Origin of the sequence: Pseudoalteromonas sp. SR45-6, from assembly GCF_014163545.1 — a bacterium.
Classification (GTDB): domain Bacteria; phylum Pseudomonadota; class Gammaproteobacteria; order Enterobacterales; family Alteromonadaceae; genus Pseudoalteromonas; species Pseudoalteromonas rhizosphaerae.
Map to the genome: position 1 here is coordinate 29,262 of NZ_JACJDM010000026.1, position 23,648 is coordinate 52,909.

At 41.4% G+C, this 23,648-nt stretch carries 20 protein-coding genes; 14 read left to right on the forward strand and 6 right to left on the reverse strand.

Annotation, left to right across the window (positions count from 1 at the left end):
* Positions 1 to 4: 4 nt before the first annotated feature.
* The 5 genes from H5158_RS12385 (at position 5) to H5158_RS12405 (ending at position 5,545) form a co-directional block, all read left to right on the forward strand.
* Positions 5 to 1,981: an acetyl/propionyl/methylcrotonyl-CoA carboxylase subunit alpha gene (locus H5158_RS12385; protein WP_182719000.1), complete on the forward strand. Its 1,977-nt coding sequence runs from the start codon at positions 5 to 7 to the stop codon at positions 1,979 to 1,981.
* On the forward strand, positions 1,974 to 2,885 hold the full coding sequence (locus H5158_RS12390; RefSeq protein WP_149982466.1) for a hydroxymethylglutaryl-CoA lyase: 912 nt from the start codon (positions 1,974 to 1,976) through the stop codon (positions 2,883 to 2,885). Before H5158_RS12385 ends, H5158_RS12390 begins: the two co-directional genes overlap by 8 nt.
* Before the next feature lie 54 nt (positions 2,886 to 2,939).
* The gene (locus tag H5158_RS12395) at positions 2,940 to 3,638 is read left to right on the forward strand and encodes a CoA transferase subunit A (RefSeq protein WP_145233270.1); all 699 of its coding nucleotides are present in this window, start codon (positions 2,940 to 2,942) and stop codon (positions 3,636 to 3,638) included.
* Between the two features lie 12 nt (positions 3,639 to 3,650).
* A complete protein-coding gene (locus H5158_RS12400; RefSeq protein WP_145233269.1) occupies positions 3,651 to 4,307 on the forward strand; it encodes a 3-oxoacid CoA-transferase subunit B in 657 nt (218 codons plus the stop codon).
* A gap of 359 nt (positions 4,308 to 4,666) precedes the next feature.
* Positions 4,667 to 5,545, forward strand: a complete 879-nt coding sequence (locus H5158_RS12405; RefSeq protein WP_145233266.1) for a LysR family transcriptional regulator — start codon at positions 4,667 to 4,669, stop codon at positions 5,543 to 5,545.
* A gap of 153 nt (positions 5,546 to 5,698) precedes the next feature.
* Here the strand turns inward: H5158_RS12405 and msrA are convergent, their stop codons facing one another.
* The gene (msrA, locus tag H5158_RS12410) at positions 5,699 to 6,991 is read right to left on the reverse strand and encodes a peptide-methionine (S)-S-oxide reductase MsrA (RefSeq protein ID WP_182719001.1); all 1,293 of its coding nucleotides are present in this window, start codon (positions 6,989 to 6,991) and stop codon (positions 5,699 to 5,701) included.
* Positions 6,992 to 7,158: 167 nt separating this feature from the next.
* Here msrA and H5158_RS12415 point away from each other — a divergent pair, with 167 nt between their 5' ends.
* The 8 genes from H5158_RS12415 (at position 7,159) to H5158_RS12450 (ending at position 15,690) form a co-directional block, all read left to right on the forward strand.
* Positions 7,159 to 8,676, forward strand: coding sequence for a leucyl aminopeptidase (locus H5158_RS12415; protein ID WP_182740124.1), 1,518 nt, complete (start codon positions 7,159 to 7,161; stop codon positions 8,674 to 8,676).
* Positions 8,677 to 8,973: 297 nt separating this feature from the next.
* Complete coding sequence (pxpB, locus tag H5158_RS12420; protein WP_182740125.1) at positions 8,974 to 9,642, forward strand: 5-oxoprolinase subunit PxpB; 669 nt, start codon at positions 8,974 to 8,976, stop codon at positions 9,640 to 9,642.
* On the forward strand, positions 9,639 to 10,574 hold the full coding sequence (locus H5158_RS12425; protein WP_182740126.1) for a biotin-dependent carboxyltransferase family protein: 936 nt from the start codon (positions 9,639 to 9,641) through the stop codon (positions 10,572 to 10,574). Before pxpB ends, H5158_RS12425 begins: the two co-directional genes overlap by 4 nt.
* Before the next feature lie 65 nt (positions 10,575 to 10,639).
* Positions 10,640 to 11,344 (forward strand): DUF969 domain-containing protein, encoded by a 705-nt coding sequence (locus H5158_RS12430; protein WP_145233413.1) that lies wholly within the window; start codon positions 10,640 to 10,642, stop codon positions 11,342 to 11,344.
* Positions 11,344 to 12,369 carry a DUF979 domain-containing protein gene (locus tag H5158_RS12435; RefSeq protein ID WP_182740127.1) on the forward strand — a complete coding sequence of 342 codons (1,026 nt, stop codon included), beginning with the start codon at positions 11,344 to 11,346 and terminating at the stop codon, positions 12,367 to 12,369. The genes H5158_RS12430 and H5158_RS12435 overlap by 1 nt, the downstream gene beginning before the upstream one ends.
* Positions 12,362 to 13,030 (forward strand): pyroglutamyl-peptidase I, encoded by a 669-nt coding sequence (pcp, locus tag H5158_RS12440; RefSeq protein WP_220491294.1) that lies wholly within the window; start codon positions 12,362 to 12,364, stop codon positions 13,028 to 13,030. Before H5158_RS12435 ends, pcp begins: the two co-directional genes overlap by 8 nt.
* A gap of 154 nt (positions 13,031 to 13,184) precedes the next feature.
* Positions 13,185 to 14,858 (forward strand): asparagine synthase B, encoded by a 1,674-nt coding sequence (gene asnB, locus H5158_RS12445; protein WP_182719005.1) that lies wholly within the window; start codon positions 13,185 to 13,187, stop codon positions 14,856 to 14,858.
* Entirely contained in the window at positions 14,842 to 15,690 is an 849-nt protein-coding gene (locus H5158_RS12450) for a PhzF family phenazine biosynthesis protein (RefSeq protein ID WP_182719006.1), read from the forward strand. The genes asnB and H5158_RS12450 overlap by 17 nt, the downstream gene beginning before the upstream one ends.
* Here the strand turns inward: H5158_RS12450 and H5158_RS12455 are convergent.
* The 3 genes from H5158_RS12455 to egtB form a co-directional block, all read right to left on the reverse strand.
* On the reverse strand, positions 15,661 to 16,449 hold the full coding sequence (locus tag H5158_RS12455; RefSeq protein ID WP_220491295.1) for a 2-keto-4-pentenoate hydratase: 789 nt from the start codon (positions 16,447 to 16,449) through the stop codon (positions 15,661 to 15,663). The genes H5158_RS12450 and H5158_RS12455 overlap by 30 nt on opposite strands.
* Positions 16,450 to 16,591: 142 nt before the next feature.
* The gene (gene egtD, locus H5158_RS12460) at positions 16,592 to 17,563 is read right to left on the reverse strand and encodes an L-histidine N(alpha)-methyltransferase (RefSeq protein WP_145233249.1); all 972 of its coding nucleotides are present in this window, start codon (positions 17,561 to 17,563) and stop codon (positions 16,592 to 16,594) included.
* A 2-nt stretch (positions 17,564 to 17,565) separates the two neighbouring features.
* Positions 17,566 to 18,795, reverse strand: coding sequence for an ergothioneine biosynthesis protein EgtB (gene egtB / locus H5158_RS12465; RefSeq protein WP_182740128.1), 1,230 nt, complete (start codon positions 18,793 to 18,795; stop codon positions 17,566 to 17,568).
* Between the two features lie 506 nt (positions 18,796 to 19,301).
* Here egtB and H5158_RS12470 point away from each other — a divergent pair.
* Positions 19,302 to 20,882 (forward strand): BCCT family transporter, encoded by a 1,581-nt coding sequence (locus H5158_RS12470; protein ID WP_145233245.1) that lies wholly within the window; start codon positions 19,302 to 19,304, stop codon positions 20,880 to 20,882.
* An 83-nt stretch (positions 20,883 to 20,965) separates the two neighbouring features.
* On the opposite strand, the gene H5158_RS12475 is transcribed toward H5158_RS12470, so the two are convergent.
* Both H5158_RS12475 and H5158_RS12480 read right to left on the reverse strand, forming a co-directional pair.
* Positions 20,966 to 21,676, reverse strand: coding sequence for a 3'-5' exonuclease (locus H5158_RS12475; protein ID WP_145233243.1), 711 nt, complete (start codon positions 21,674 to 21,676; stop codon positions 20,966 to 20,968).
* Between the two features lie 3 nt (positions 21,677 to 21,679).
* Entirely contained in the window at positions 21,680 to 23,575 is a 1,896-nt protein-coding gene (locus tag H5158_RS12480) for a DUF294 nucleotidyltransferase-like domain-containing protein (protein WP_145233241.1), read from the reverse strand.
* Between the last annotated feature and the right edge of the window lie 73 nt (positions 23,576 to 23,648).

The window sequence follows — 23,648 nt, forward strand, 5'->3', positions numbered from 1 at the left end:
CACCATGAGCACACAATCATTACAAAAAATTCTTATTGCTAATCGCGGCGAAATTGCCTGTCGGGTTATGCGTACCGCAAAGCAAATGGGCTTAACCACTGTGGCGGTTTACTCTGATGCAGATAAAAATTCACAACATGTAAAACTCGCCGATGAAGCCTACCATATTGGCGCAGCGCCGAGTAAAGACTCCTATTTGGTAGCTGATAAAATTATCCAAGTAGCACTGGATGCAGGTGCAGATTGCATTCACCCAGGTTACGGCTTTTTATCTGAGAACAGTGAATTTGCAAAGGCCTGTGAAGCCAATAATATTGCGTTTATAGGCCCACCAGCGAGCAGTATCGAAGCAATGGGCTCAAAAACCCGCGCCAAAGAAATAATGGCAGCCGCGAATGTACCATTAGTACCTGGTTATTATGGTGACAAACAAGATCCTGCGTTTTTACAAGCTGAAGCTGAAAAAATTGGTTACCCAGTGCTTATCAAAGCAGCCTTTGGTGGCGGTGGTAAAGGCATGCGCGTGGTTGAACATGCAAAAGACTTTATCAGTGCTCTACAAGGTGCACAGCGTGAGGCAATCGCCGGTTTTGGTAACGACTTAGTACTACTTGAGCGCTATGTTAATAAACCACGCCATGTTGAAGTGCAAGTGTTTGCTGATAATCACGGTAACTGTGTGTACTTAGGTGATCGTGATTGTTCATTACAACGCCGCCATCAAAAGGTGATTGAAGAAGCCCCCGCGCCTGGTTTATCTGACGAACTACGCAAAGAAATGGGCGAAGCCGCAGTACGCTGTGCACTTGCGATCAATTACCGAGGTGCAGGCACGGTGGAGTTTTTACTGTGTGGCGATGAATTCTTCTTTATGGAAATGAACACCCGGCTGCAAGTTGAGCACCCTGTTACTGAAATGGTGACTGGTGTCGATTTAGTTAATTGGCAAATTAACGTCGCCGCAGGTAACCCATTACCCATGCAACAAAGTGATATCCAATTACAGGGCCACAGCTTTGAAGCGCGTATTTACGCCGAAGATCCAAGCAATGACTTTATTCCTTGCTCTGGTACCATCAATGGCTTGTATATACCAGTTCAATCTGAGTATGTACGCATTGATACTGGGATCATGCAAGGGGATGAGATCAGTCCATTTTACGATCCTATGATCGCTAAATTGATCGTTCATGATGACTCGCGCGAGCAAGCTTTAGCACGATTAAGCACAGCCCTTGAACAATTTCATTTAGCGGGCTTTAGTTGTAATGTGAGCTTCTTACACACCCTTGCTAACCATGCAACCTTTAAGCAAGGCGCTCCTGATACTCACTTTATTGAAGAGCAAGGCGATGCGTTGCTTAAAGTTTATCAACAACACGCTGTTAGCAGCCGCATTATAGCTGCATTTAGCTATTTAACTGGGCTTAATCGTCAAGGAACTCAGAACGCATGGGACAGTCTAGCTGGTTTTAAACTCAATGCAGAAGCATCAATCAAGGTGCCATTCGTTGATAATGCGATCACTGCAACAGCTCATCAAGCGGGGTACACAGTCCGCATCGATGAGGTTGACTATACAACCTCTGGCAGTATCGACAATAACCTGTGTAGTGTATTTATCAATGGCAATAAACATATCGCCCATGTGGTTACTGCAGACAATACCATCACAGTAATGTACAAAGCATTGCAAACTACCTTTGATATTTTTGATAAACACTATATCAGTGATCACGAAAGCGATGCCCTACCGCTTGCAGCACCACTTAACGGTACCGTTGTAAAACACCTTATTGACGTTGGCAGCACCATCACAAAAGGTGATGCTGTGGTGATCATTGAAGCCATGAAAATGGAATATACGCTCACCGCCCCCCATGATGGTGTATTGCAAAGCTATTGTTTTGCAGAAGGTGCTCTGGTGAGTCATGGTGCCCTATTAGCAATTGTCAGCGATGAGAGCGCAGCAGATGAATAGTACACTACCAAGCCATGTTCGCATTGTTGAAGTGGGTGCCCGTGATGGCTTACAAAACGAGCGTGCAGTAACTACTCAAGATAAGGTAACCTTAATTAACGCTCTTGCTGATGCAGGTATTAAAGACATTGAAGCAGGCGCATTTGTATCACCGAAATGGGTACCACAAATGGCCGATTCCAGCAATGTGATCAGTGCGCTTGATTTACCTACGACTAATTTAACGGCACTTACGCCTAACTTAAAAGGTGCAGAAGCAGCCCATGCTGTAGGTATTAAAGAATTTGCTATTTTTACTGCTGCCAGTGAAGCCTTTTGTCAGAAAAATATTAACTGCTCAATTGACCAAAGCATAGCCCGCTTTACTGATGTAATGGCCTTTGCTAAATCACATAATATTCGTGTTCGTGGTTATGTTAGTTGTGTGCTTGGCTGCCCATACGAAGGCGATATCGATCCGCAGCGCGTACTACAAGTATGTCAAAAGTTATTAGACCTTGGTTGTTACGAAGTAAGCCTAGGTGACACTATTGGCGTAGGTACCGCAAAAAAGGTCGATGAGCTGTTGGACGTGCTACTAGCTGAAATTGATAAGTCATTGTTAGCTGTTCATTTTCACGACACTTATGGTCAAGCGCTCACAAATATTTACACTGCCTTAAAGCGAGGTATAGCAACGGTTGACAGTGCGGTTGCAGGCCTTGGTGGCTGCCCTTATGCAAAGGGTGCGTCAGGAAATGTTGCCACTGAAGATGTAGTTTACTTACTACAAGGACTTGGCATAGAGCATGGAATTGATTTAGAAAGACTGGCTAAAGCTGGTTGGGCAATTTGCACGGCATTAAATAAACAACCTGTGAGCAAGGTATCCTTGGCACTTAAAAATCAAACTACTGATCAATAGTCTATATTTAGCCTTAAATTAGTAGTCATATAATTACAAATAAGGAGTGGGCCCATGGCCGGTTTCGATAAAGTGGTTTCAAGTTATGAAGCTGCAATGGAAGGCTTAAAAGATGGCGATACCATTATCGCTGGTGGTTTTGGTTTATGCGGTATCCCTGAGGGGTTGATCAGCGAAATCAAACGTAAACAAACCAAAGAACTTACTGTGGTATCGAATAACTGCGGTGTAGATGATTTTGGTTTAGGTATTTTATTGCACGACAAGCAAATTAAAAAAATTATTGCCTCCTACGTGGGTGAAAATGCCCTATTCGAACAGCAATTGTTGAGCGGCGAAATTGATGTAGAGCTTACTCCGCAAGGTACGCTGGCTGAAAAAATGCGTGCCGGTGGTGCTGGAATTCCTGCTTTTTATACAGCAACAGGTTACGGTACGCCTGTGGCAGAAGGTAAAGATGTAAAAGAATTTAACGGACGCCCTTATATCTTAGAAGAATCAATCACTGGTGAGTTTGCCATTGTAAAAGCATGGAAAGCGGACCGTTATGGTAATTTAGTGTTTCGACACACGGCGATGAACTTCAACCCAATGGCCGCAACAGCAGGTAAAATTACCGTTGCTGAAGTTGAAGAAATTGTTGAACCAGGCGAACTTGAGCCAAGCCAAATTCACACCCCTGGTATTTTTGTTAATCGCGTGATCAAAGGTAACTTTGAAAAACGCATTGAACGTGTAACCACTCGCGATTAAGGAGCAATAATTATGGCATTATCACGTGAACAAGTCGCAATGCGCGTTGCACAAGAACTACAAGACGGTTATTACGTTAACCTCGGTATCGGTATTCCTACGTTAGTGGCAAACTACGTACCTGATAACATTGAGGTGATGTTACAGTCTGAAAATGGCTTACTAGGCATGGGGCAATACCCTACTAAAGCAGAGCTTGATGCAGATATGATCAACGCAGGTAAAGAAACCGTGACAGCAGCTAAAGGCGCAGCCATATTTAATAGTGCAGATAGTTTTGCAATGATCCGTGGAGGTCATGTAGACTTAACTGTTCTAGGTGCATTTGAAGTTGACCAAAACGGTAGTATCGCATCGTGGATGATCCCTAAAAAGTTGATCAAAGGCATGGGCGGCGCGATGGACCTTGTCGCTGGTGCAAAAAATATTATCGTTACTATGACCCATGCAAGTAAACATGGTGACTCGAAACTGCTAGAAAGTTGCTCTTTACCTTTAACTGGTGTTAACTGTGTGAAGAAAATAGTAACAGATTTAGCCGTGTTAGAAGTCAAAGACGGCGCATTTCATCTTTTAGAACGCGCACCGGGCGTGTCAGTTGATGAAATTATTAGTAAAACAGCAGGTAAATTACTTGTTGATGGTGAAATCCCTGAGATGGTTTTTTAATTTAACGCTCAGGTCCACCTTGTACCGACCTCATTCCCAGTGCCAATGGCGCTGAGTTACCCAAAATCCCTCGCAAGAGGGATTTTTTTTGGCTGCACCAATTTGTCACACAAATAGCGTATAATGCCCCATGATTGTGAAAATCACTGAAATTGCTTAAACATATAATTTAATAAGTAACGGAAATAACTTAATATATTAGCTATTTAAATACTTATAGCAGATTAAACAATCCAATAAAGTCTATTTATTAGGCATTCTGGCAAATATTACCTATTCCCATACTTTAAGCAGAGGTTTTTTGCAAATTGGGATAATAATTGCTTAACTAACGTTATTGAGAATTACTAGCAACGACTATGCAAACACCTATCAGAGGATTGCGTTCATTTTGTTTTGCGGCAAGAACGCTAAGCTTTAAAGAAGCCGCCAATCAGCTTTATTTGACTCCATCTGCTGTTAGTCATCAAATAAAGCAACTAGAAGAACAGTTAGGGATTGAGTTGTTTGAGCGCCAAACACGCTCGATCAGACTTACAGCTGCGGGGAAAAACTTTTATGACTCGGTATCACCACTTATAAAAGCACTCGAAAAAACCATTAACGAATTTAGTCAGCTGCAAGAAAATATAACCATCAGCATTACTTTGCCAGAGTTTTTTGCCAGTGAGTTATTAATGCCGAAACTGAGCGAGTGGACTGTTGAGCACCCTAAAACCAATTTACAACTAAACACCATGAAAACGCGTAAAGAGTTAACTAAACAAAGTGATTTATCTATTGTGCTGTCGTCTTCGAAGCCAATTGAAGGCGTTGTCCACGAGCTGTTTTCATTACAATACACACCGGCTTGTAATAAAGAAAATTGGCAACAGTGGCACAAAAAGCCACTTGAAGCATTACAACAAGTGCCGTTAATTTTGCACAAAGCGCGTCCTTGGGCTTGGCATCAATGGGCTGAACATGCAGGCCTTGATGACTTTTCACCCAAGCAAATTATACAAGTAGATAGTATGTTTGGTGTTGCCCGTGCAGCGCAACAAGGTATGGGTATAGCGCTAATTCCTTTGCCTATTAGTCAAACATGGTTTGACGAAGGCTGGTTGTGCAACTTTACTGATGAACCATTAGTAACCAAGGATAAATACTATTTAGTACAGCACTACCCTGGCGAGGCAAATGCACAGCTTGAGCTATTTATAAAATGGCTGCTAGACACATTTAAACACTTAAAATAAAGCGAATAACAGTGATGATCCGACATTAATTGTACTCTTATAATTTGATATACAACTCATTAAATACGATAAACCCAGCTCAATGGGTTTATCGTAAAAATAGTTTATTTTGAAGCCTTACTCTGCAATTTCCTCAGCCATTATTCTAAACTGTTAGGTGTCTTTGCGAGCGACAAAATCTAACACAGTTGCATTGATACAATAACGATCTTCACCTTTTGGGCCTTCACCTGGGAACAAATGCCCTAAATGAATACCCGTAGATTTAGATTTAATTTCAATACGTTGCATACCGTAACTATTGTCTTCATGCATGGTCACACTGTCTTTGATAGGGTGAGTAAATGACAGCCACCCGGTGCCCGATTTGAACCGATCCCGAGTATCAAACAGTGGTACACCACTGAGTTTGTCTATAAAAATACCATCCGGGGTATTTTTAAAAATATCGTACTGTTTACAAAACGGACTATCTGTACGGGCCTTAAATGCCACTGTATATGCTTCACTATCCCCTAATTTAAATGCGCCAAGTGCTTTATAAAACTCTTCGCTAGACACATAACCTTGGCGACCATAAACCTCTTTACCATCTTCTAAAAATAAGATTGTTGGGGTGGCCCAGGTCGCTGATTTAATCGTTAAACCATCAAGTTGATCGGCTTTACGATAAGTGACGGCAATGGTTCCTTGATAATCATTTAACACATCTTTTTTGAGTTTTTCACAATAAGGGCAGTAATCTCGTGAATCAATGATCACTATCTGCTTTCCTGCGAGTAAAGCCGTATTATCAACTTTATCATCACTGCGTTTTTCAAAAACAACGCCTGTTGAATGATCAGGGCAATAGCCATTAGGATTTTTAACTAAGTAGTCTTGGTGATATTCCTCAGCCGGAAAAAATACCGTTAATGGTTTTATAATGGTTTTTATAGAGCCATAACCAGCTTGGGTTAGTTTATCTTGATACTGCTGTTTTAATTCTTCAGCCAGTGCAGCTTGTTGCTCAGTAGTAGTTAAAATAATTGAACGGTACTGCGTGCCAATATCATTTCCTTGGCGATTTTTTTGCGTTGGATCATGACTTTCAAAGTAACTTTTTAATAACGTTGCAGCACTGATTATATTGCTATTGTAAGTAACCTGAACAACTTCAGCGTAATTATTTTCATCGAACTTGCGCGATGATTGGGTAATATTACGATAAGTTGCTTTAAAACCCTTACCATCTGCATAGCCTGACTTTGCATCAATTACACCAGGAAGCGCTTCATAACGTTTTTCTGCCCCCCAAAAGCAACCAGAACCAAGTACCATGGTTTCTAAATGCATTGTTGCTTGAATATCATTATCTTTTTCATTGTTAAGGGAAACACCATAACTTGCCGCACTGAACAAAATTGTTAAAGTGGTTAATTTAAGCCAATTCTTTGCTGCCAACATACTCTACCTCTTTCTATTTGTTGCTTCATTTTAGTAGACCTTGAAGCAGAACATATTATTTCAGGAATGTGGGTTATTTTATCGCTCATTATTGCGGCTTTACCGAATCCGACTTAACCTATGCGAATAAATGAGGTAAAACGTGTTTATTTAATAAAGGTACAAACATGAAAAACCTTATTGCTTTTTCTGCATTATCAATTGCCCTTGCACTTAGTACGCAAAGCCATGCTGCAGAGTTTAATTTTTCTTCCAAGCTTGATAGTAATGCACAAGCATTAGTGTTGTTTTACAGTGAGGATGGGAGCAATACCGCATTTAACTCAATCAATAAAAAGTTCAATGCTCAATTACAGCACGCTATTGAAAATGAAAGTTTTAGTGGCAAATACGCCAGTACTGTTGAATTAATTGCACCTTATAATAGTGACTATAAACGCGTGCTAATTGTTGGTACCGGTAAGCAAGATAAGCTTGATAGAGCGTTAATGACCAAACTAGGTGGTAATATTCATGCGCGATTAATGAGCAGTAAAACAACAACTGCTGCGGTTGCATTCGATGACGTTGAAGGCGTAAACAATAACAGTGTACTTAGTGCTCACTTTGCACACGGTGCAAATTTACGCGACCATCGTTTTGAAAAATATAAACAAACTCCGAACACTCACACTGTCAGTTATCATTTTGACGTTAGTAATTCCAAGCAAACAAAACGTAACTATTCTGAACTTGAAAGCATTCAAGCAGGAGTGTTTTTAGCACGTGATTTAACCTCAGAAGTGGCCAGCGAAATGACTCCTGTTGACTTTGCTAGTGCGGCAAAAGAGCTTGAGTCTCTAGGTGTAGAAATCACTATTTTAGAGCCTAAGCAATTAATAGAACTAGGTATGGGGGCACTTGAAGCTGTCGGGCGTGGCAGCGAACAAGGCGCTCGCTTAGTCGTTGCACATTACAAAGGCTCAAACGCGACCCCTATTGCTCTGGTTGGTAAAGGGATCACCTTTGACTCTGGTGGTTATAGTATCAAAACAGGCGCATCAATTGCGCGTATGAAATCTGATATGGCTGGCGCCGCCGCTGTACTTGGGACTATCAAAGCAATGGCGCTTGCAAAAGCTGACAAAAACATTGTTGTCGTTATGGGTATGGCTGCCAATATGGTGTCGCAATACGCTGTTGCCCCTGGTGATGTGGTTCGCACCGCAGAAGGTTTAAGCGTTGAGATTGTTAATACTGATGCAGAAGGACGCTTAGTATTAAGTGATGCAATGTGGTATGCACGTGAATATTTCAAGCCGGAGATCATGATAGACGTTGCCACCCTTACCGGCTCTAAAATCAAAGCCGTAGGTAACGATTATGCGGCGGTGTTTTCTGATGACGATACGCTTGTTACGCAACTCACTTTAGCTGGAATGCAAGTAAACGAAAACCTATGGCGCTTACCGCTGGGATATAAAGAAACCTTAAGTTCAGACATTGCCGATCTTAAAAACCTAGGCTCAAGTGGCCCCGGAGCAACAACGGCCGCCAGCTTTTTGCAACATTTTGCTGGTGAAACTCGTTGGGTACACATAGATATTGCAGGTAATGCACTAGCAACTAAAGGAAAAGATGAAATTTCACCAGGCGGCACAGGTTATGGTGTGCGCTTGCTCAGTGAGTGGCTGTTAAGTAATTAGCAGTAAGCTATTATAACTTAATGCATTCTACTAACATCATTAGTTGTTATAACAACTGTGGCATTATCAAACACCTACTCTAAGCAATAGTGAGTGATATGCCACAGTTTTTTATAGTCTGACTCACATATCTAGTTTACGTGTATTAGTCCAGAACATTCCATAACCAAACTAATGTGTTTGCGCTACACTGGGTAATGTTAATATTGCAAGGTTGTTAACTAGTCGCATCGCTATAAACATTTCATACGTTATATGCTAGTTTGAGGTATTCAAGAATAATAAATACATTTGGCTATGGATCAACAAACTATCTCTCCAACTATTAGTGTCCTCAGTAATAACAGCATATTGCTTGATGCCACTGCCCTAAACGATGACAGTCTGAGCATTCAAAAAAAAATCTGGGCACTAGTGCAACAATGCAACACCAGCGACGCCTTTATAGATGTAGTACCCGCAATGAACTCGCTGACAGTTTATTTAATAGACCCTACTTCGCTTGCTCACTGGCAAGCTCAGTTAGCACTTTGGTGGGCAAATATAAATCCGCACTACTATCAGGGTAAGCATCATAAAATTATTACCCAATACGGTGGTGACTATGGCCCAGATCTAGACTATGTAGCTGAGTATCACAATTTATCGCCACAACAAGTAATTGATATACATAGCCAAGGGCATTATCAAGTATTGTTTTTAGGCTTTCAGCCAGGCTTTGCATATTTGCACGGTCTGAATAGTCAATTACATACTCCGCGCAGAGCACAGCCGCGAACTCGAGTGCCCAAAGGTTCGGTTGCCATTGGCGCTAATCAAACCGCGATTTACCCAGCTGATTCGCCCGGTGGGTGGCATATTATCGGCCACAGTGATTTTGCATTATTTGACAGTGAAAATACTCCACCATGCGCAATACAACCGGGCGATACGCTGCAATTTGTTACTAAGGAGTCGGTATTATGATCACCGTAATAAAGCCCGGAATGCAAATGACGATTCAAGATCTCGGCCGTCATGGCTATCGTCATTTAGGAATTGCCCAATCTGGTGCGCTTGACCCTTATGCAATGATCATTGCCAATCGTTTAGTGGGCAATGATGACAATCAAAGTGTTATTGAGATCACTTTAGGCTTAGCGCAATTACAGTTTAAATGTGCCACTGTTATTGCGCTGCATGGCGCTGATATGCAAGCAAAGCTTGATGGAGTAAGTATTTATCCCGGCTGGAGTTACCCAGTAGAGCAAGGACAAACACTGACATTTGCCACCGCTCGGCAAGGTTTTCGCAGCTACCTCGCAATTAAAGGCGGCATTGATTGTCATGCAGTGATGAATTCAACAGCCACCGATATTGCAGCAGGTTTTGGTGGCCTAACGGGCGCGCCTTTACAAGCCAATGATCAAGTCCCAATCACGCCATTTGATGGCAATTGGCCGCAACGTGGTGCGATTGCCCCCGCTAAGCGCAGTGTGATCCGCGTCCATTCAGGCCCACATCAACAATTACTATCACAACAATTTAGTGATTTTTTTGCCCAGACGAAATGGCAAGTCAGTCCGCAAAGTAATCGTATGGGAGTAAGGCTCAGTACTGAGCATAATCAATTAATGCATACACATTCATTGCCTTCTTTAGCTGTTAGCCCGGGCTCTATCCAACTACCCCCCAGTGGTGAGCCTATCGTATTGCTAAATGATGGCCAAACAACCGGAGGATACCCGCTACTTGGTACTATAATAAGTGCGGATCAACACCAATTTGCACAACTTAAACCTGGTGACTTTGTAATATTTGAATTCGTCAACCTAGCAGCTGCAAATACTGCGCAGCGAAAACTTGACGCTCACCTACAACAATTGACTATTGCACTAAAAAACTTGAGCATCAGATAACCAATCACTAAATAAAAGCTCAGCTTAATAAATAATAATAAACACAGCACAGTGTAGGAACTATGATGTTTGATCTTAATTATTGGCCATTAATTGGCATTCCAGTGGTTGTGCTAGGATTTGCCTTGCGCTTTAACCCACTGATTGTAGTAACCGTTGCTGGCCTTGCAACTGGTTGGGCGGTAAATTTAGATATCCTCACCCTTTTGCAAACCTTTGGCGAGAAGTTTATGAACTCTCGTCAACTGGCCAGCTTTATTCTTATTTTACCCGTTATCGCACTGCTAGAGCGCTATGGTTTACAACAGCATGCGAAAAACTGGATTGCACAAATTCAAAGTGCCACCAGCGCACGTATATTAGCCCTGTATTTTATTGTTCGAGAATGCTCAGCAGCCCTTGGGTTATTAAGCCTTGGCGGTCAAGCACAAACTGTTCGTCCATTATTAGCCCCCATGGCATTAGGTGCCGCGACCAATAAACACGGTGAGCTGCCAAAACCCATAAAAGACATGATCAGCGCCCATGCAGCTGCCGTTGATAATATTGCGATGTTCTTTGGAGAAGACATTTTCATTGCTTTTGGTGCTGTACTATTGATGGATGCCTTCTTAAAGGAAAACGGCATTGCCGGTATTGAACCGCTGCATATTGGTTTATGGGCTATTCCGACCGCCATTGCCGCACTCATTATTCATTTATTTAGATTATCTCGTTTAGAAGCAAAAATAGCTCTGGCTGTTGCTCACTACAAACAGCAGGAAGTGTGATGAGTAAAGTACTAACAACCGATGTAACTAACTCAAACGCTACAATTATCACCATTGAGAACATTTATTTATTAATTGGTCTCGTTGTGATGTTTTTAGTTGTTCGAACGCTGCAAGACACAAACCATCCAAAAAGGCTCACCACAGCATTATTTTGGTTGTTATTTGGTAGCAGTTTTTTATTTGGTGATGTATCTATTGCCTTGTTCGGCAAAGCCAACACTTATTTATGGGTTGGTGTGAGCGTAGTATTAATTGCCCTGTTAGCGGGCTTAAACCTAGTGAACATGGGCAGTTATCAACCACTCACTGAGCAGCAACAAACACAATCGGCCTCTCGCCTAGGCAATAAATTATTTGTTCCCGCATTAATGATACTCGTGATCACGGTATTACTGACTGTTTCTTTTGATGGTATCGCAATTGGTGATTATTACTTACTTGATCAACGTCATTTAACTCTCGCATCGCTCACTATAGCGTGTGTGTCTGCGCTACTTATTGGCTGGAAAATTACTGGGGGAAATCCGATTGAAGCTGTCACTGAATCCCGTCGGCTGCTAGATTCTATCGGTTGGGCAGCAATACTGCCACAAATGCTAGCAATGCTTGGTGGCGTGTTTATTGTGGCGCAAACAGGAGACTCAATTAAAGAGTTGGTTACTTTATTTATAGCGCCAGAGAATCGTTTTATGCTGGTGGTGCTGTATTGTGTTGGCATGGCGTTATTTACCATGGTGATGGGAAATGCGTTTGCTGCATTTCCGGTAATGACTGCGGGTATTGCTATGCCTTTTTTAATCGAAGGTCATGGCGCCAGCGCCGCACCACTGGTAGCAATTGGGATGTACAGTGGTTACTGTGGAACGTTAATGACGCCAATGGCAGCAAACTTTAATATCATTCCAGCGGCATTACTCGACCTAAAAGACAAATACCATGTTATAAAGGTGCAAATACCTACTGCGCTGGCCTTATTAACGGTCAATATTATTTTAATGTATATGGTGGTTTTTAATGACTAAACTGACATCAAGCATGCCCTGCGTATTGATAACTGGGTTTGCACCATTTGGCGGCGAATCGCTCAATCCGTCGTGGCAAGCGGTAAGCAAACTCGACGAACATTTAATCGCTAAGCACCGAGTAATAGCCCTTGAGCTACCGTGTGAGTTTAATACCTCATTAGAGGTGCTTTATAAAGCCATAGAGCAGCATCATCCGGTTCTAGTATTATGTATCGGCCAAGCCGGTGGCCGCAGTGAAATAAGCATAGAGCGTATCGCGATTAATATTGATGATGCCCGAATTAAAGACAACGCAGGAAAGCAACCCATTGATCACCCCGTCGTCAATAATGCCCCTGCTGCTTATTTTGCACAATTACCTATCAAACGCATGTTATTAGCACTGCAACAAAGTGAGATCCCAGCCGCCATTTCTAATACAGCGGGTACATATGTGTGTAATCACGTTATGTATGGTCTATTACATCATATCAATGAGCATGAACCACACATCAAAGGGGGCTTTGTACATATCCCTTATTTACCAAGCCAAGCTGTGCACCATAATGGCGCACCGAGTATGAGCGAAGAAACCGTGCTAAGCGCGTTAAAAGTAATGATCAACGAAGCTATTGTTGCAAAACAAGATGTAAAAGTCGCGGCTGGCACCACCCACTGACCAATTTGGTGCATCAGCGGCCATGCTGGTGCATAAATTATTCTGAAAATATTGTAAAAGCTATGTGACTTAGTTAATTATTTCTGTTAAAACAAACGTGAATGGTTAGGTATTATGACCTAACTAACACACATGATAGGAATGAGGAGTTACTATGTGTTCAATTTTTGGTGTATTAGATATAAAGTCTGATCCCGCTCCATTGCGTACGCAAGCAATTGAAATGTCAAAATTATTACGTCACCGCGGACCTGATTGGTCTGGTGTATATTCATCAGATAAAGCGATTTTAGTGCATGAACGTTTAGCCATTGTTGGTGTCTCAAGCGGTGCACAGCCTTTATACAACCCTGAAAAAACTCATATTCTAGCGGTTAATGGCGAAATTTATAATCACAAAGAACTTGCCGCTAACCTTGAAACCGATTTCACTTTTCAAACTCAATCAGATTGTGAAGTTATCTTAGCGTTATACAAACAGAAAGGGCCTGAATTTTTAGATGATCTGAACGGTATTTTTGCTTTTTGTTTATATGACGAAGAACAAGACGCTTATTTAATTGGCCGTGATCATATTGGTATTATTCCACTTTATACAGGCCACGATGAGCACGGTAACTTTTATGTTGCCTCAGAGCTAAAAGCACTTTCACCAATCTGTAAGCATATTGAAGAATTTCCTCCTGGACATTTTTTATGGAGTAAAGATGGTCAATTGCGCCCATATTATGCCCGTGATTGGCAAAGCTTCGATGCAGTTAAAGATAACAGCGCAAAAGCCGAAGACGTCAAAGATGCACTTGAAGCCGCCGTTAAACGTCAATTAATGTGTGACGTACCTTATGGCGTGTTGTTGTCAGGTGGTTTAGATTCATCCGTTATTTCAGCTATTACCCAACGTTTTGCAGCAAAACGTATTGAAGATAATGATGAAAGCGATGCATGGTGGCCTAAGCTGCACTCTTTCTCGGTTGGCCTTGAGGGCTCCCCAGATCTAGCGGCTGCACAAAAAGTAGCTGATATGATAGGAACTGTTCATCACCCGATTATATTTACGATTCAAGAAGGGATTGATGCCCTACGTGAAGTTATTTATCACATTGAAACCTACGATGTAACTACGATCCGTGCTTCTACTCCGATGTACTTAATGGCTCGCCAAATCAAAGCGATGGGTATTAAAATGGTGCTCTCTGGTGAAGGCGCTGATGAGCTATTTGGTGGTTACTTGTACTTTCATAAAGCACCAAATGCACAAGAGTTTCATGAAGAATTAAACCGTAAAGTATCTAAACTGCACATGTTTGATTGCTTACGCGCAAATAAATCAATGGCGGCATGGGGTGTAGAAGCCCGCGTTCCCTTCCTTGATAAAGAGTTTGTTGATGTTGCTATGCGTATCAACCCTGAAGCTAAAATGTGTAAAGATGGCAAAATTGAAAAGCATATTTTACGTGAAGGCTTTGACGGCTACTTACCTGATGAAGTGTTATGGCGTCAAAAAGAGCAGTTTTCGGATGGTGTAGGCTACAGCTGGATTGATACATTAAAAGAGTTTGTAAACGAGCAAGTAACCGATCAAGAGCTTGAAAACGCAAAATTTAAATACCCTATTAACACACCTGATTCAAAAGAAGCGTATTACTACCGTACTATTTTTGAATCTCACTTCCCAGGTGATGCAGCCGCTAAATGTGTACCACACGGTAAGTCAGTCGCCTGTTCAACGCCTGAAGCGTTATTATGGGATGCATCATTTCAAAATAATGCCGATCCATCAGGTCGTGCCGCAGGTATTCATAACGACGCCTATGCACAAAAGAAATAATAAGCCTAGTCGCTTATTAAATCTGGCAATAACTCACAGACTGCACAAAGCCCCGCGCTTTGTGCAGTCTTTTGCTATTGAGCAAGTTTTTAACGATACAGCGAGACGCTGTAAAGGTTCGTCTGCGTTAATTGTTATTTATAAAACAGGGTTAACAACTCGACTAATGCAGCGCATTGCAAAAAACACCGCTCAGCCCGCCACCGTATTTTTAAATCAAGCCAATATCAAAAAAAATCGATGCCCTATTCGTTGGTTTAATCACAGCCATGAGATCAGCCGCTGTGGTCATGGGACACTCGCCGCTGCACTGTTTTTAAAAAAATGGCAAGGGTTTAGCCCAAACACTTTTTATACAAATACAGGGGAAGTATTTAAAATCAGAATACATCAACGCGCACTGCAACTACAATTAGCCACCATTGATAGCACCGAGGTACAAACAGAGGTTCTGCTGCAACAAGCCATTCCTACCTCAATAGTGCAAAGCTATAAAACAGCAAAAATTAACGGCTACAGTACTGTGATGATTAACAGTGATCAGCCTTTAAAAACACTCGCGATAAATACAGCACAATTACAATACTACCCAAATGCAGTGATTGTATTGCAACAACGCCAAACAGCTAATCAAACCACACAGTGGCATTTTCGATATTTTGCTCCTTATTATGGCGTTGATGAAGATAGCGCTACAGGTTCAGCCATCAGCATTATTGCCCCCATAATCAAACAATACACTGAACAAACACATGGCCAGCTTTTCCAAGATTCTGTTTTCGGAGCAACCATTAATTACCGTTTAAAAGATAACAGCGTCATTATCAGTTAAGCCACTAAATTTGACGGTGTATTTTCCAAGCCCTGCATAGTCAATTTCAGTATCAACATCAGTGTCTAACTCAATAACACCACAATATGAGCCTGTTATGAGAATTTGGCCAGCAGCGAGCGTGATCCCACACTTAGCCAGATAATTTACTGCCCAATAGATTGGTGTTTGTGCCAGACCACATGGATGCTTGCCAAGATAGCTATGACACTGATTATTTTGTGTTATCGCGATAGTAATATGTGCCGCATCATAAGCTGCTTGCTTATTAATTTTAGGACCAAGTAACACCCCTTGGTTACTTAAACCATCCGCTAACTTTGCAAAGTGATTTGCTTGATACGCTGTAGAGAAACGGTTTTGGATCAGCTCAAGTGCCATATGCGTGTCACTCACCGCGTGGTCAATTTCAGCTTCGCTATAGCTGGCCTGCTTTGGCATATTTTGCGCAAACACAAAAGCAATTTCAGGCTCTATCCGTGCCTTGTTTTGTTCAGTATATAATGTGCAGATTTGTGCAAATGATTGCGGCGGCTTTAATATTGGAGCCAAAATAATCGCACCGTTATCAAGTGGTAATAGGCATTTCCAACCAAATACTTGGCCCTTGTTTAATGCAATCATCAATTGTTGAACAGCTAAACTATCTTCAGTGCTTGTTAATGCTAATTGTGGCGGTAAATCTGATTGTGGCGCTGCACTTGTGCGTTGTGCAAATAAATGTGCTGCAATCGTTTTTAATTTAGTAGAACTGTCCACACTAACCTCTTCGTAATAAGGTTTTATAATGGCTACACCAGCAGCCGTAGGTTTAATGTAGTATTTATACTATTAAAAAATCAATTTGCGCAGCATTTTTAGCTAAGTACAGTTAAATAATAAATTATGGACTGTGCATTGTTTAAATTGGCCTTAATAAACACAATGCAAAATACCCCTGCTCGTCTTGCCACGTTTGCTCTAAACGTAATCCAGCTTGGGCGCTAAGTTCAGTAAATGCCTGTAGTGCGTATTTATGGGAGTTTTCTGTATGGATACTCTCACCTTGAGAAAAGCTAAATGATTCGCCATTGACGGTGACTGTTTGATCACAGTTACTGATCAAATGCATTTCAATACGGCTTAGTTTTTCATTAAACCGTGATTGGTGATTAAACTGGCTAAGATCAAAATCAGCATTTAACTCAGCATTAATACGCTGGAGCAAGTTTTTATTAAATGCCGCGGTGACGCCTTGTTTATCGTCATAAGCATCAAGTAATACTTGACGGTCTTTGAGCAAATCAATGCCAATCAATACATAACCGTTAATACCACATAACCGATGGAAATTTTTCATGATCTCAATGGCTTTTAGCGGTGAAAAATTGCCTATTGTTGAGCCTGGAAAATACACGAGGTTCGTTTGGCTATCCAATTGTGTTTCACGGCTTAACTGCTTTACCATTTGGCTATGAGTAAAATCCCCCAACAACGGCGAAATAGCTAACTCAGGAAATAATGGAGATAAATGAGCCAATGAGTAATTAAGCATTTCATTAGAGATCTCAAATGGCACAAAACTTTTCACATTCACTAAGTGCGCTAACAAATAAGCAATTTTTTTACCCGAGCCACAGCCCGGCTCTATGATTGATAAGTTATCAGGAAGCAACTTGGCAATTGCTTGGCTGTGCTTGGTTAAAATGCTCAGCTCTGTGCGTGTCACGTAGTACTCATCAAGCTCAGTGATCTGCTCAAACAAAGCGGCCCCGTTATCATCATAAAAATATTTACAGGGTAGATTCTTTTGTTGCTGTGACAGTCCCGCAATAACATCGTTTAAAAAGCGGTTATCAATGTCGGTTGTCATTAATGTTGTTACTTGGCTCATGCTCAATCCTTAGCGAGTCTAATACCACTGCGCATCCACGCTTGGTGTGGGTAATAGAAATTGCGATAAGTTAGTCTTAAATGATTTTGTGGGGTAAGTTTACAGCCACCGCGCAGTACCATTTGGTTCGCCATAAATTTACCATTGTATTCCCCTGCCACGCCTGCTATTGGCTTAAAGCCTGGGTACGGTAAATAGGCACTGTTTGTCCACTGCCAACAGTTGTCGGTCAGCTGGGTGATAGTTTGCGCCGCATTACTGTTAGCAACGCTTTCCCATTCAAATTCGGTTGGGAGGCGTGCTTGTGAGTAATGTGCAAAAGCGTTTGCTTCGTAAAAGGTAACATGGCTTAGCGGCTCATTTAGCGCCAAAGGCTGTAATCCAGCTAATGTAAATTCAAACCACTCATTATTTACTTTATGCCAATAGAGTGGCGCAGTTTGCCGAGCATTATTTATCTGCGCCCAACCGTCACTGAGCCAATGCTCTGGATTTTGATAACCACCGTCTTGTATAAACGCTAAATACTCACCATTGGTAGTTAACCGGTTAGCAAATTTAAATGGCTGAATAAGCACTTGATGAGTTGGCCGTTCATTGTCGTAGCTGAACGTTTGCTCAGTTGCACCAATATGTGCAGTATGCTTTGAGAATGCCACAAAGCTAAGAGGACTGGCTTGCGTAACAGGATTTTCTATACGGATATTGTTAGTGTCACAATAAGCAGGAAACAACGGATTAACTGAAAAGTTATATTGAATGTCCATCAGCATTAGTTCTTGGTGCTGTTGTTCATGGTTAAGTCCTAATTCAATAACTTGCTTTATTGACTCGCTACACGGTGCACTCAGTAATTCAATCACCGCCCGGTCAACATATTCTCTATAGGTAATCACGTCATCTAAACTAGGCCGCGATAAACTCCCTCTGCAGGCACGCTTAAATTGTTCACCTATACCGTTATAATATGAGTTAAATAAAGTTTTAAATTTAGGATTAAATACTGTGTAGTGAGAGCTATGTGCAATTAGCAAAAAAGTTTCAAAGAACCACGTTGTGTGCGCAAGGTGCCATTTACTAGGGCTTACATCTGCCATAGCTTGTAATTGGCAGTCTTCTGCTGATAACGAGTTTATTAACGTCACGCTGTGGTGTCGAACGCGATGATAATGCTGAGCTAATTGATGCTCATCAGCCGTGTTTTTAGTGTTCTCTTTGCCATGGTTACTCATAGTAATGACTAAATTCCTTATCGCTACTGATCAATGATATAGCTCATCTAATGTTAAATCATATTCATATTACGCTTTCATTACTGCGACTATAAAACGTCAATCTCGTGCAACTGCCTTTTACAACTACAAAAAATAATAGCTCAATTAACCACAAAAAACAGCCGCGATTACTTTAACAATCAAACTAATTTTTGACCTTTTGCGAATTATGTACTTTTATATAAAAACATAAAAATGGTTACAATGGCCATATAAGCCGCTATTTAACAACAAAATCATTTACATTTGGTATTTAACTCATACACTAGTAGCTGTATGATCATCTTTTAAATTAGTTAGTCTTCAAATAAATTAAAGTATCAATTATTACCTAACCTGAACTTTGCTTTAAAAATTTACTAACGTAGTGATTTATTATCCGAAGCTTCAAGTTACTTAGACTAATTAAATTAGGTATGTTGCTGGTAACAAGCAGCTTGTTAGGACAACAAAAGAGGTATTGCATGAGCGAAAATCATGACAAATATAGTATCGACAATACGGATTACACCGTAGGTCAGGATAACGTGCAAAAATGGGGATTTGATATACACAACCCTGTTTTTGGCATCAGTGCGGGCCTGATTGTCATCTTTTTAATCGCCATTCTCGCTACCGATCCACAAACTGCAAAAGCAGCACTTGATGGTGTGAAACTCGATATAATTAATAATTTTGATGCCTTGTTTATGTGGGCTGCAAACTTCTTCGTTATTTTTTGTTTAGCACTGATTGTTTCTCCTTACGGAAAGATCCGTTTAGGAGGCAGTGATGCTAAGCCTTCATATACTCGTGTTTCATGGCTCGCTATGTTATTCGCCGCAGGCATGGGTATTGGCTTAATGTTTTGGGGGGTAGCTGAACCGGTTGCATATTTTACTGGTTGGTATGAAACACCACTGAATGTAACAGCCAACACCCCAGAAGCTGCAAAACTGGCAATGGGGGCAACTATGTTCCATTGGGGCCTGCACCCTTGGGCTATTTATGCTGTAGTTGGCTTATCACTATCATTCTTTACATATAACAAAGGTTTACCACTGTCTATCCGGTCAATTTTTTACCCTATATTGGGCGATAAAGCATGGGGCTGGCCTGGTCATATCATTGATATTTTAGCAGTACTGGCAACTTTATTTGGCTTGGCAACATCATTGGGGTTAGGCGCTCAGCAAGCGTCTGCGGGGATAAACCACGTGTTTGGTCTCGAAGGTGGCATTGGCTCACAAATACTCGTTATTGTTGGCGTTACCCTACTGGCTATTATTTCCGTTGTGCGCGGCATTGATGGCGGTGTAAAACTCCTTAGTAATATCAACATGCTAATTGCTTTTGCCCTATTGGTATTTGTTTGCTTAGTTGGCTTTGCTGTTGCGATGGGTAATATTCCTACCACCTTTATGGGTTATGTAGAAAATATCATTCCATTAAGTAATCCACATGGCCGTGAAGACGAAACATGGATGCATGGCTGGACTGTATTTTACTGGGCTTGGTGGATTTCGTGGTCACCGTTTGTAGGCATGTTTATCGCTCGCGTATCACGCGGTCGTACTATTCGTGAATTTTTGATTGCGGTATTACTTATTCCAACATTGGTTACAGTTTTATGGATGTCAATTTACGGCGGTATTGCAATTGATCAAGTAGTCAATGGTGTTGGCGCACTTGGTTTAAATGGTTTAACCGATGTCCCTATGGCTATGTTTCAAATGCTAGATGAATTACCTATGTCTAATATTTTGTCTGTAATTGCTGTGCTATTAGTTTTAGTGTTTTTTATCACTTCATCTGATTCAGGGTCATTAGTAATAGACTCCATCACTGCTGGCGGGAAAATTGATGCGCCAGTACCACAACGCATATTTTGGGCATCTATTGAAGGTGCTATCGCAGCCGCGCTACTGTGGATTGGTGGTACACAAGCAATCGAAGCACTGCAAGCAGGTGCGGTCTCTACCGGCTTACCATTTACAATCGTCTTGCTGTTTATGTGTTTAAGCCTTATTTTAGGTCTGAGAACTGAGCCGTTACCGGCTAAATAAACGCTATATAAAACCACAAACGCCGCAAATTTGCGGCGTTTTTTTATTTAAGCTTGTTAGCCAAAGTTCAGGTTAAGAAATTTTTAACTCCATAATTGCGAGATCGGTGTATCTTCTCGGTAATGGTGACTCAATTGTGCTTGTAACAGTTCAGCCGTTGCTAAAGCGTCAGTTAAAGCGTTATGGTTTTTATACACAGGTAACGAATAGCGCTGGCGACAATCACCTAATCTAAGCGATCCTAACTTAGAATTAAATAACCAACCTAGCAAACCCTGCCTGGCTTTTAAGGCTTTTCGTTCAATTTCCATGGTATCAACCAAAGCAAAGTTGATCCCCTCGTTAAGCCTAAGTAACAGTGCAGTATTTAAGAAGTGCCGCTCAATCGCGCCATAGTGTACAACAACCACTTTACCACTGAGTGCTTGCAATAATGGCTCAATAATATGATTAAAATCCGGGGCATCGTCAATTTCTGAATGCGTTATGCCATGTATTACAATGGATCCCTCGTTGAAATTACGCCTAGGGCGCACCACCCAATGGCGACTATCTTTGCAATATATACGCTGTAAATTAAAAGGAATTAAACCAACGCTGACAATATCATCACTAGTGCTATCTAAACCGGTTGTTTCAAAGTCCATTGCAACAAATGGCACATCTTTAATTGCTGCGAATTTATCGCTAAAAGCAGCTCCATAAAAACGTTTGATAGTGTCATTTTGAGCGCCGCTTAATAAATTTTTATAGCGTGTTGCCCAGTCAATCATTGCTTGCTTTTTGAAAGCCATAAATTACTTCACCCCAGAGTTTGCTGAGTAACTAAATTTCAAATAGCTTTGTGCTTTTTCTAAAATTGCAAAAGCTTCTTTTAAGTTACGCTGCTCAAAAGGCGATAATAAATGAGGGTCTAAATCGTTGTCGGGTTCTTCCCCTTGTTCAATTTGCCATGCTTGGTGACGGATCCGCATCATGGCAATATATTCTAGCGCATCTCGCAAATCTTGTGCTTTGCCTTGCGGTAGGAGCTTGGCTTCAATAATATCTTCTAAGCGTTCGAACGAGTTTTGCTTACGTGATCCAACCGCCAATGCGTGAACACGAATAACATCTGAAAGCGGCGCTGTGCCTCTGCGCTTTAAATTCATAGAACGTTTATGCTGACCGTTGTGCTCCATAACAAAGCCTTTAAAAAACCCCAATGGTGGGGTTCTGTTGCGAGCATTTGCAGCCATATTAGCTAAAAATACGCGATTAACTTTACTTTGTTTGGCAATAAATATTTTAAGCTCATCGGCCCATTTGGTTTTACCCCACACCCCGTCTAAATCAAAAAATATGGAGCTATTTAGTAAGGCTTGCGGTTTAGGCAGCTCTATCCACTGAGCAAATTGCTCAAACCATTGTGCACGTGTTTTTCGCCATTTTTTAAATGACGCCATTATTTCGCCATCACAATAGGTATAACCGCATTGAGCTAAACCATCACAAACAAAATCGGCAATATTTTGAAAATACGTATCATGAAGTTCATCATCATAATCATCATCTAGAATGAGCGCGTTATCTTGATCAGTAACAATGAGTTGCTCATCCCGCGCCATTGAACCTAATGCGATAAAACAGTATGCAACCGGCGGCGGCCCATACTTTTCTTCGGCTAATACCAGTAACCTTTGTTTAAAAGTGCGGCCAATCACAGCCATTGCCGTGCCAATCATATGCGAGTTTGCATCTTCATTTACCATCCGTACAAACACATTCGGCAGCTGGCGTGCATAGTGGGTTAAATCTTCAATCGATTGCTGCGCAAGTATTCCACGTACCAATAGCAAGCTGCTTTGTGATTCATAGCGTAAAATATCAGAAAGAGAAATAACCCCAATTGGACGGCGTTTTTGCACCACCGGTAAGTGATGTAAGTTATCACGTAGCATCGCAAGTACAGCTTCGAAAACATAGGCATTGGCATCTAATAAAACCAAGTTTGTAGACATTATTGTATGCGCGGGTGTGTCAAATGCCAGCCCATGAGCAATGACTTTGGTACGTAAATCTTTGTCTGTGATAATACCAACAACTTGACCATCATCTTCCTCTGGGTCGTCGTTAATAGGTTTAGTACTATCAGTCACTAAAACCGATGACACCGATTCATCAGTCATAAGCTGGGCAACTTGTTGCACCGTCGAATCAGTATTAACTGTTACCACATCACGGTGGATCAGCGATTTTACTTTTGCCGTGGTTAAATCATTACCATCGGCTTGTTCAACAATTGCCTGATGTAAACGAACATTACCATCCGTTTCAAAATAGTCAGCAAATGAATCAAATTCGTCGCAATAGCGGTTAAATAGTTCAACATTAATGCAATACACTAGCGTATCTTCAAGTGCTTTAGCTGGAAAGCGAACCTTGCGATTCATCAGTAAACCCATCTGCCCAAATATACCGGCAGTGGTTAAACGATTATCCAGTTCCCCATTACGTCGATACATTTCAACAGAGCCGCTTCTGATCACATAAAGATCGGCGATATCTTGACCAAATAATAAAATATCGGTGTGCGCTCTAAAGTAGGCGACTTCAACCTGTTGCGCGAGCTCATTGATTGCTTTACTCGGTAGGCTGTCAAAAGGCGGGTGTTGTGCTAAAAACTGCGCGATTTCTACTTGTTCGGCTTGCATAAAAAAAACCTGTTGGGGATAGCTTTCCCAAGTGTGAGCCTAATTAACTTATTTTTCAAAGATAAATAGTTAA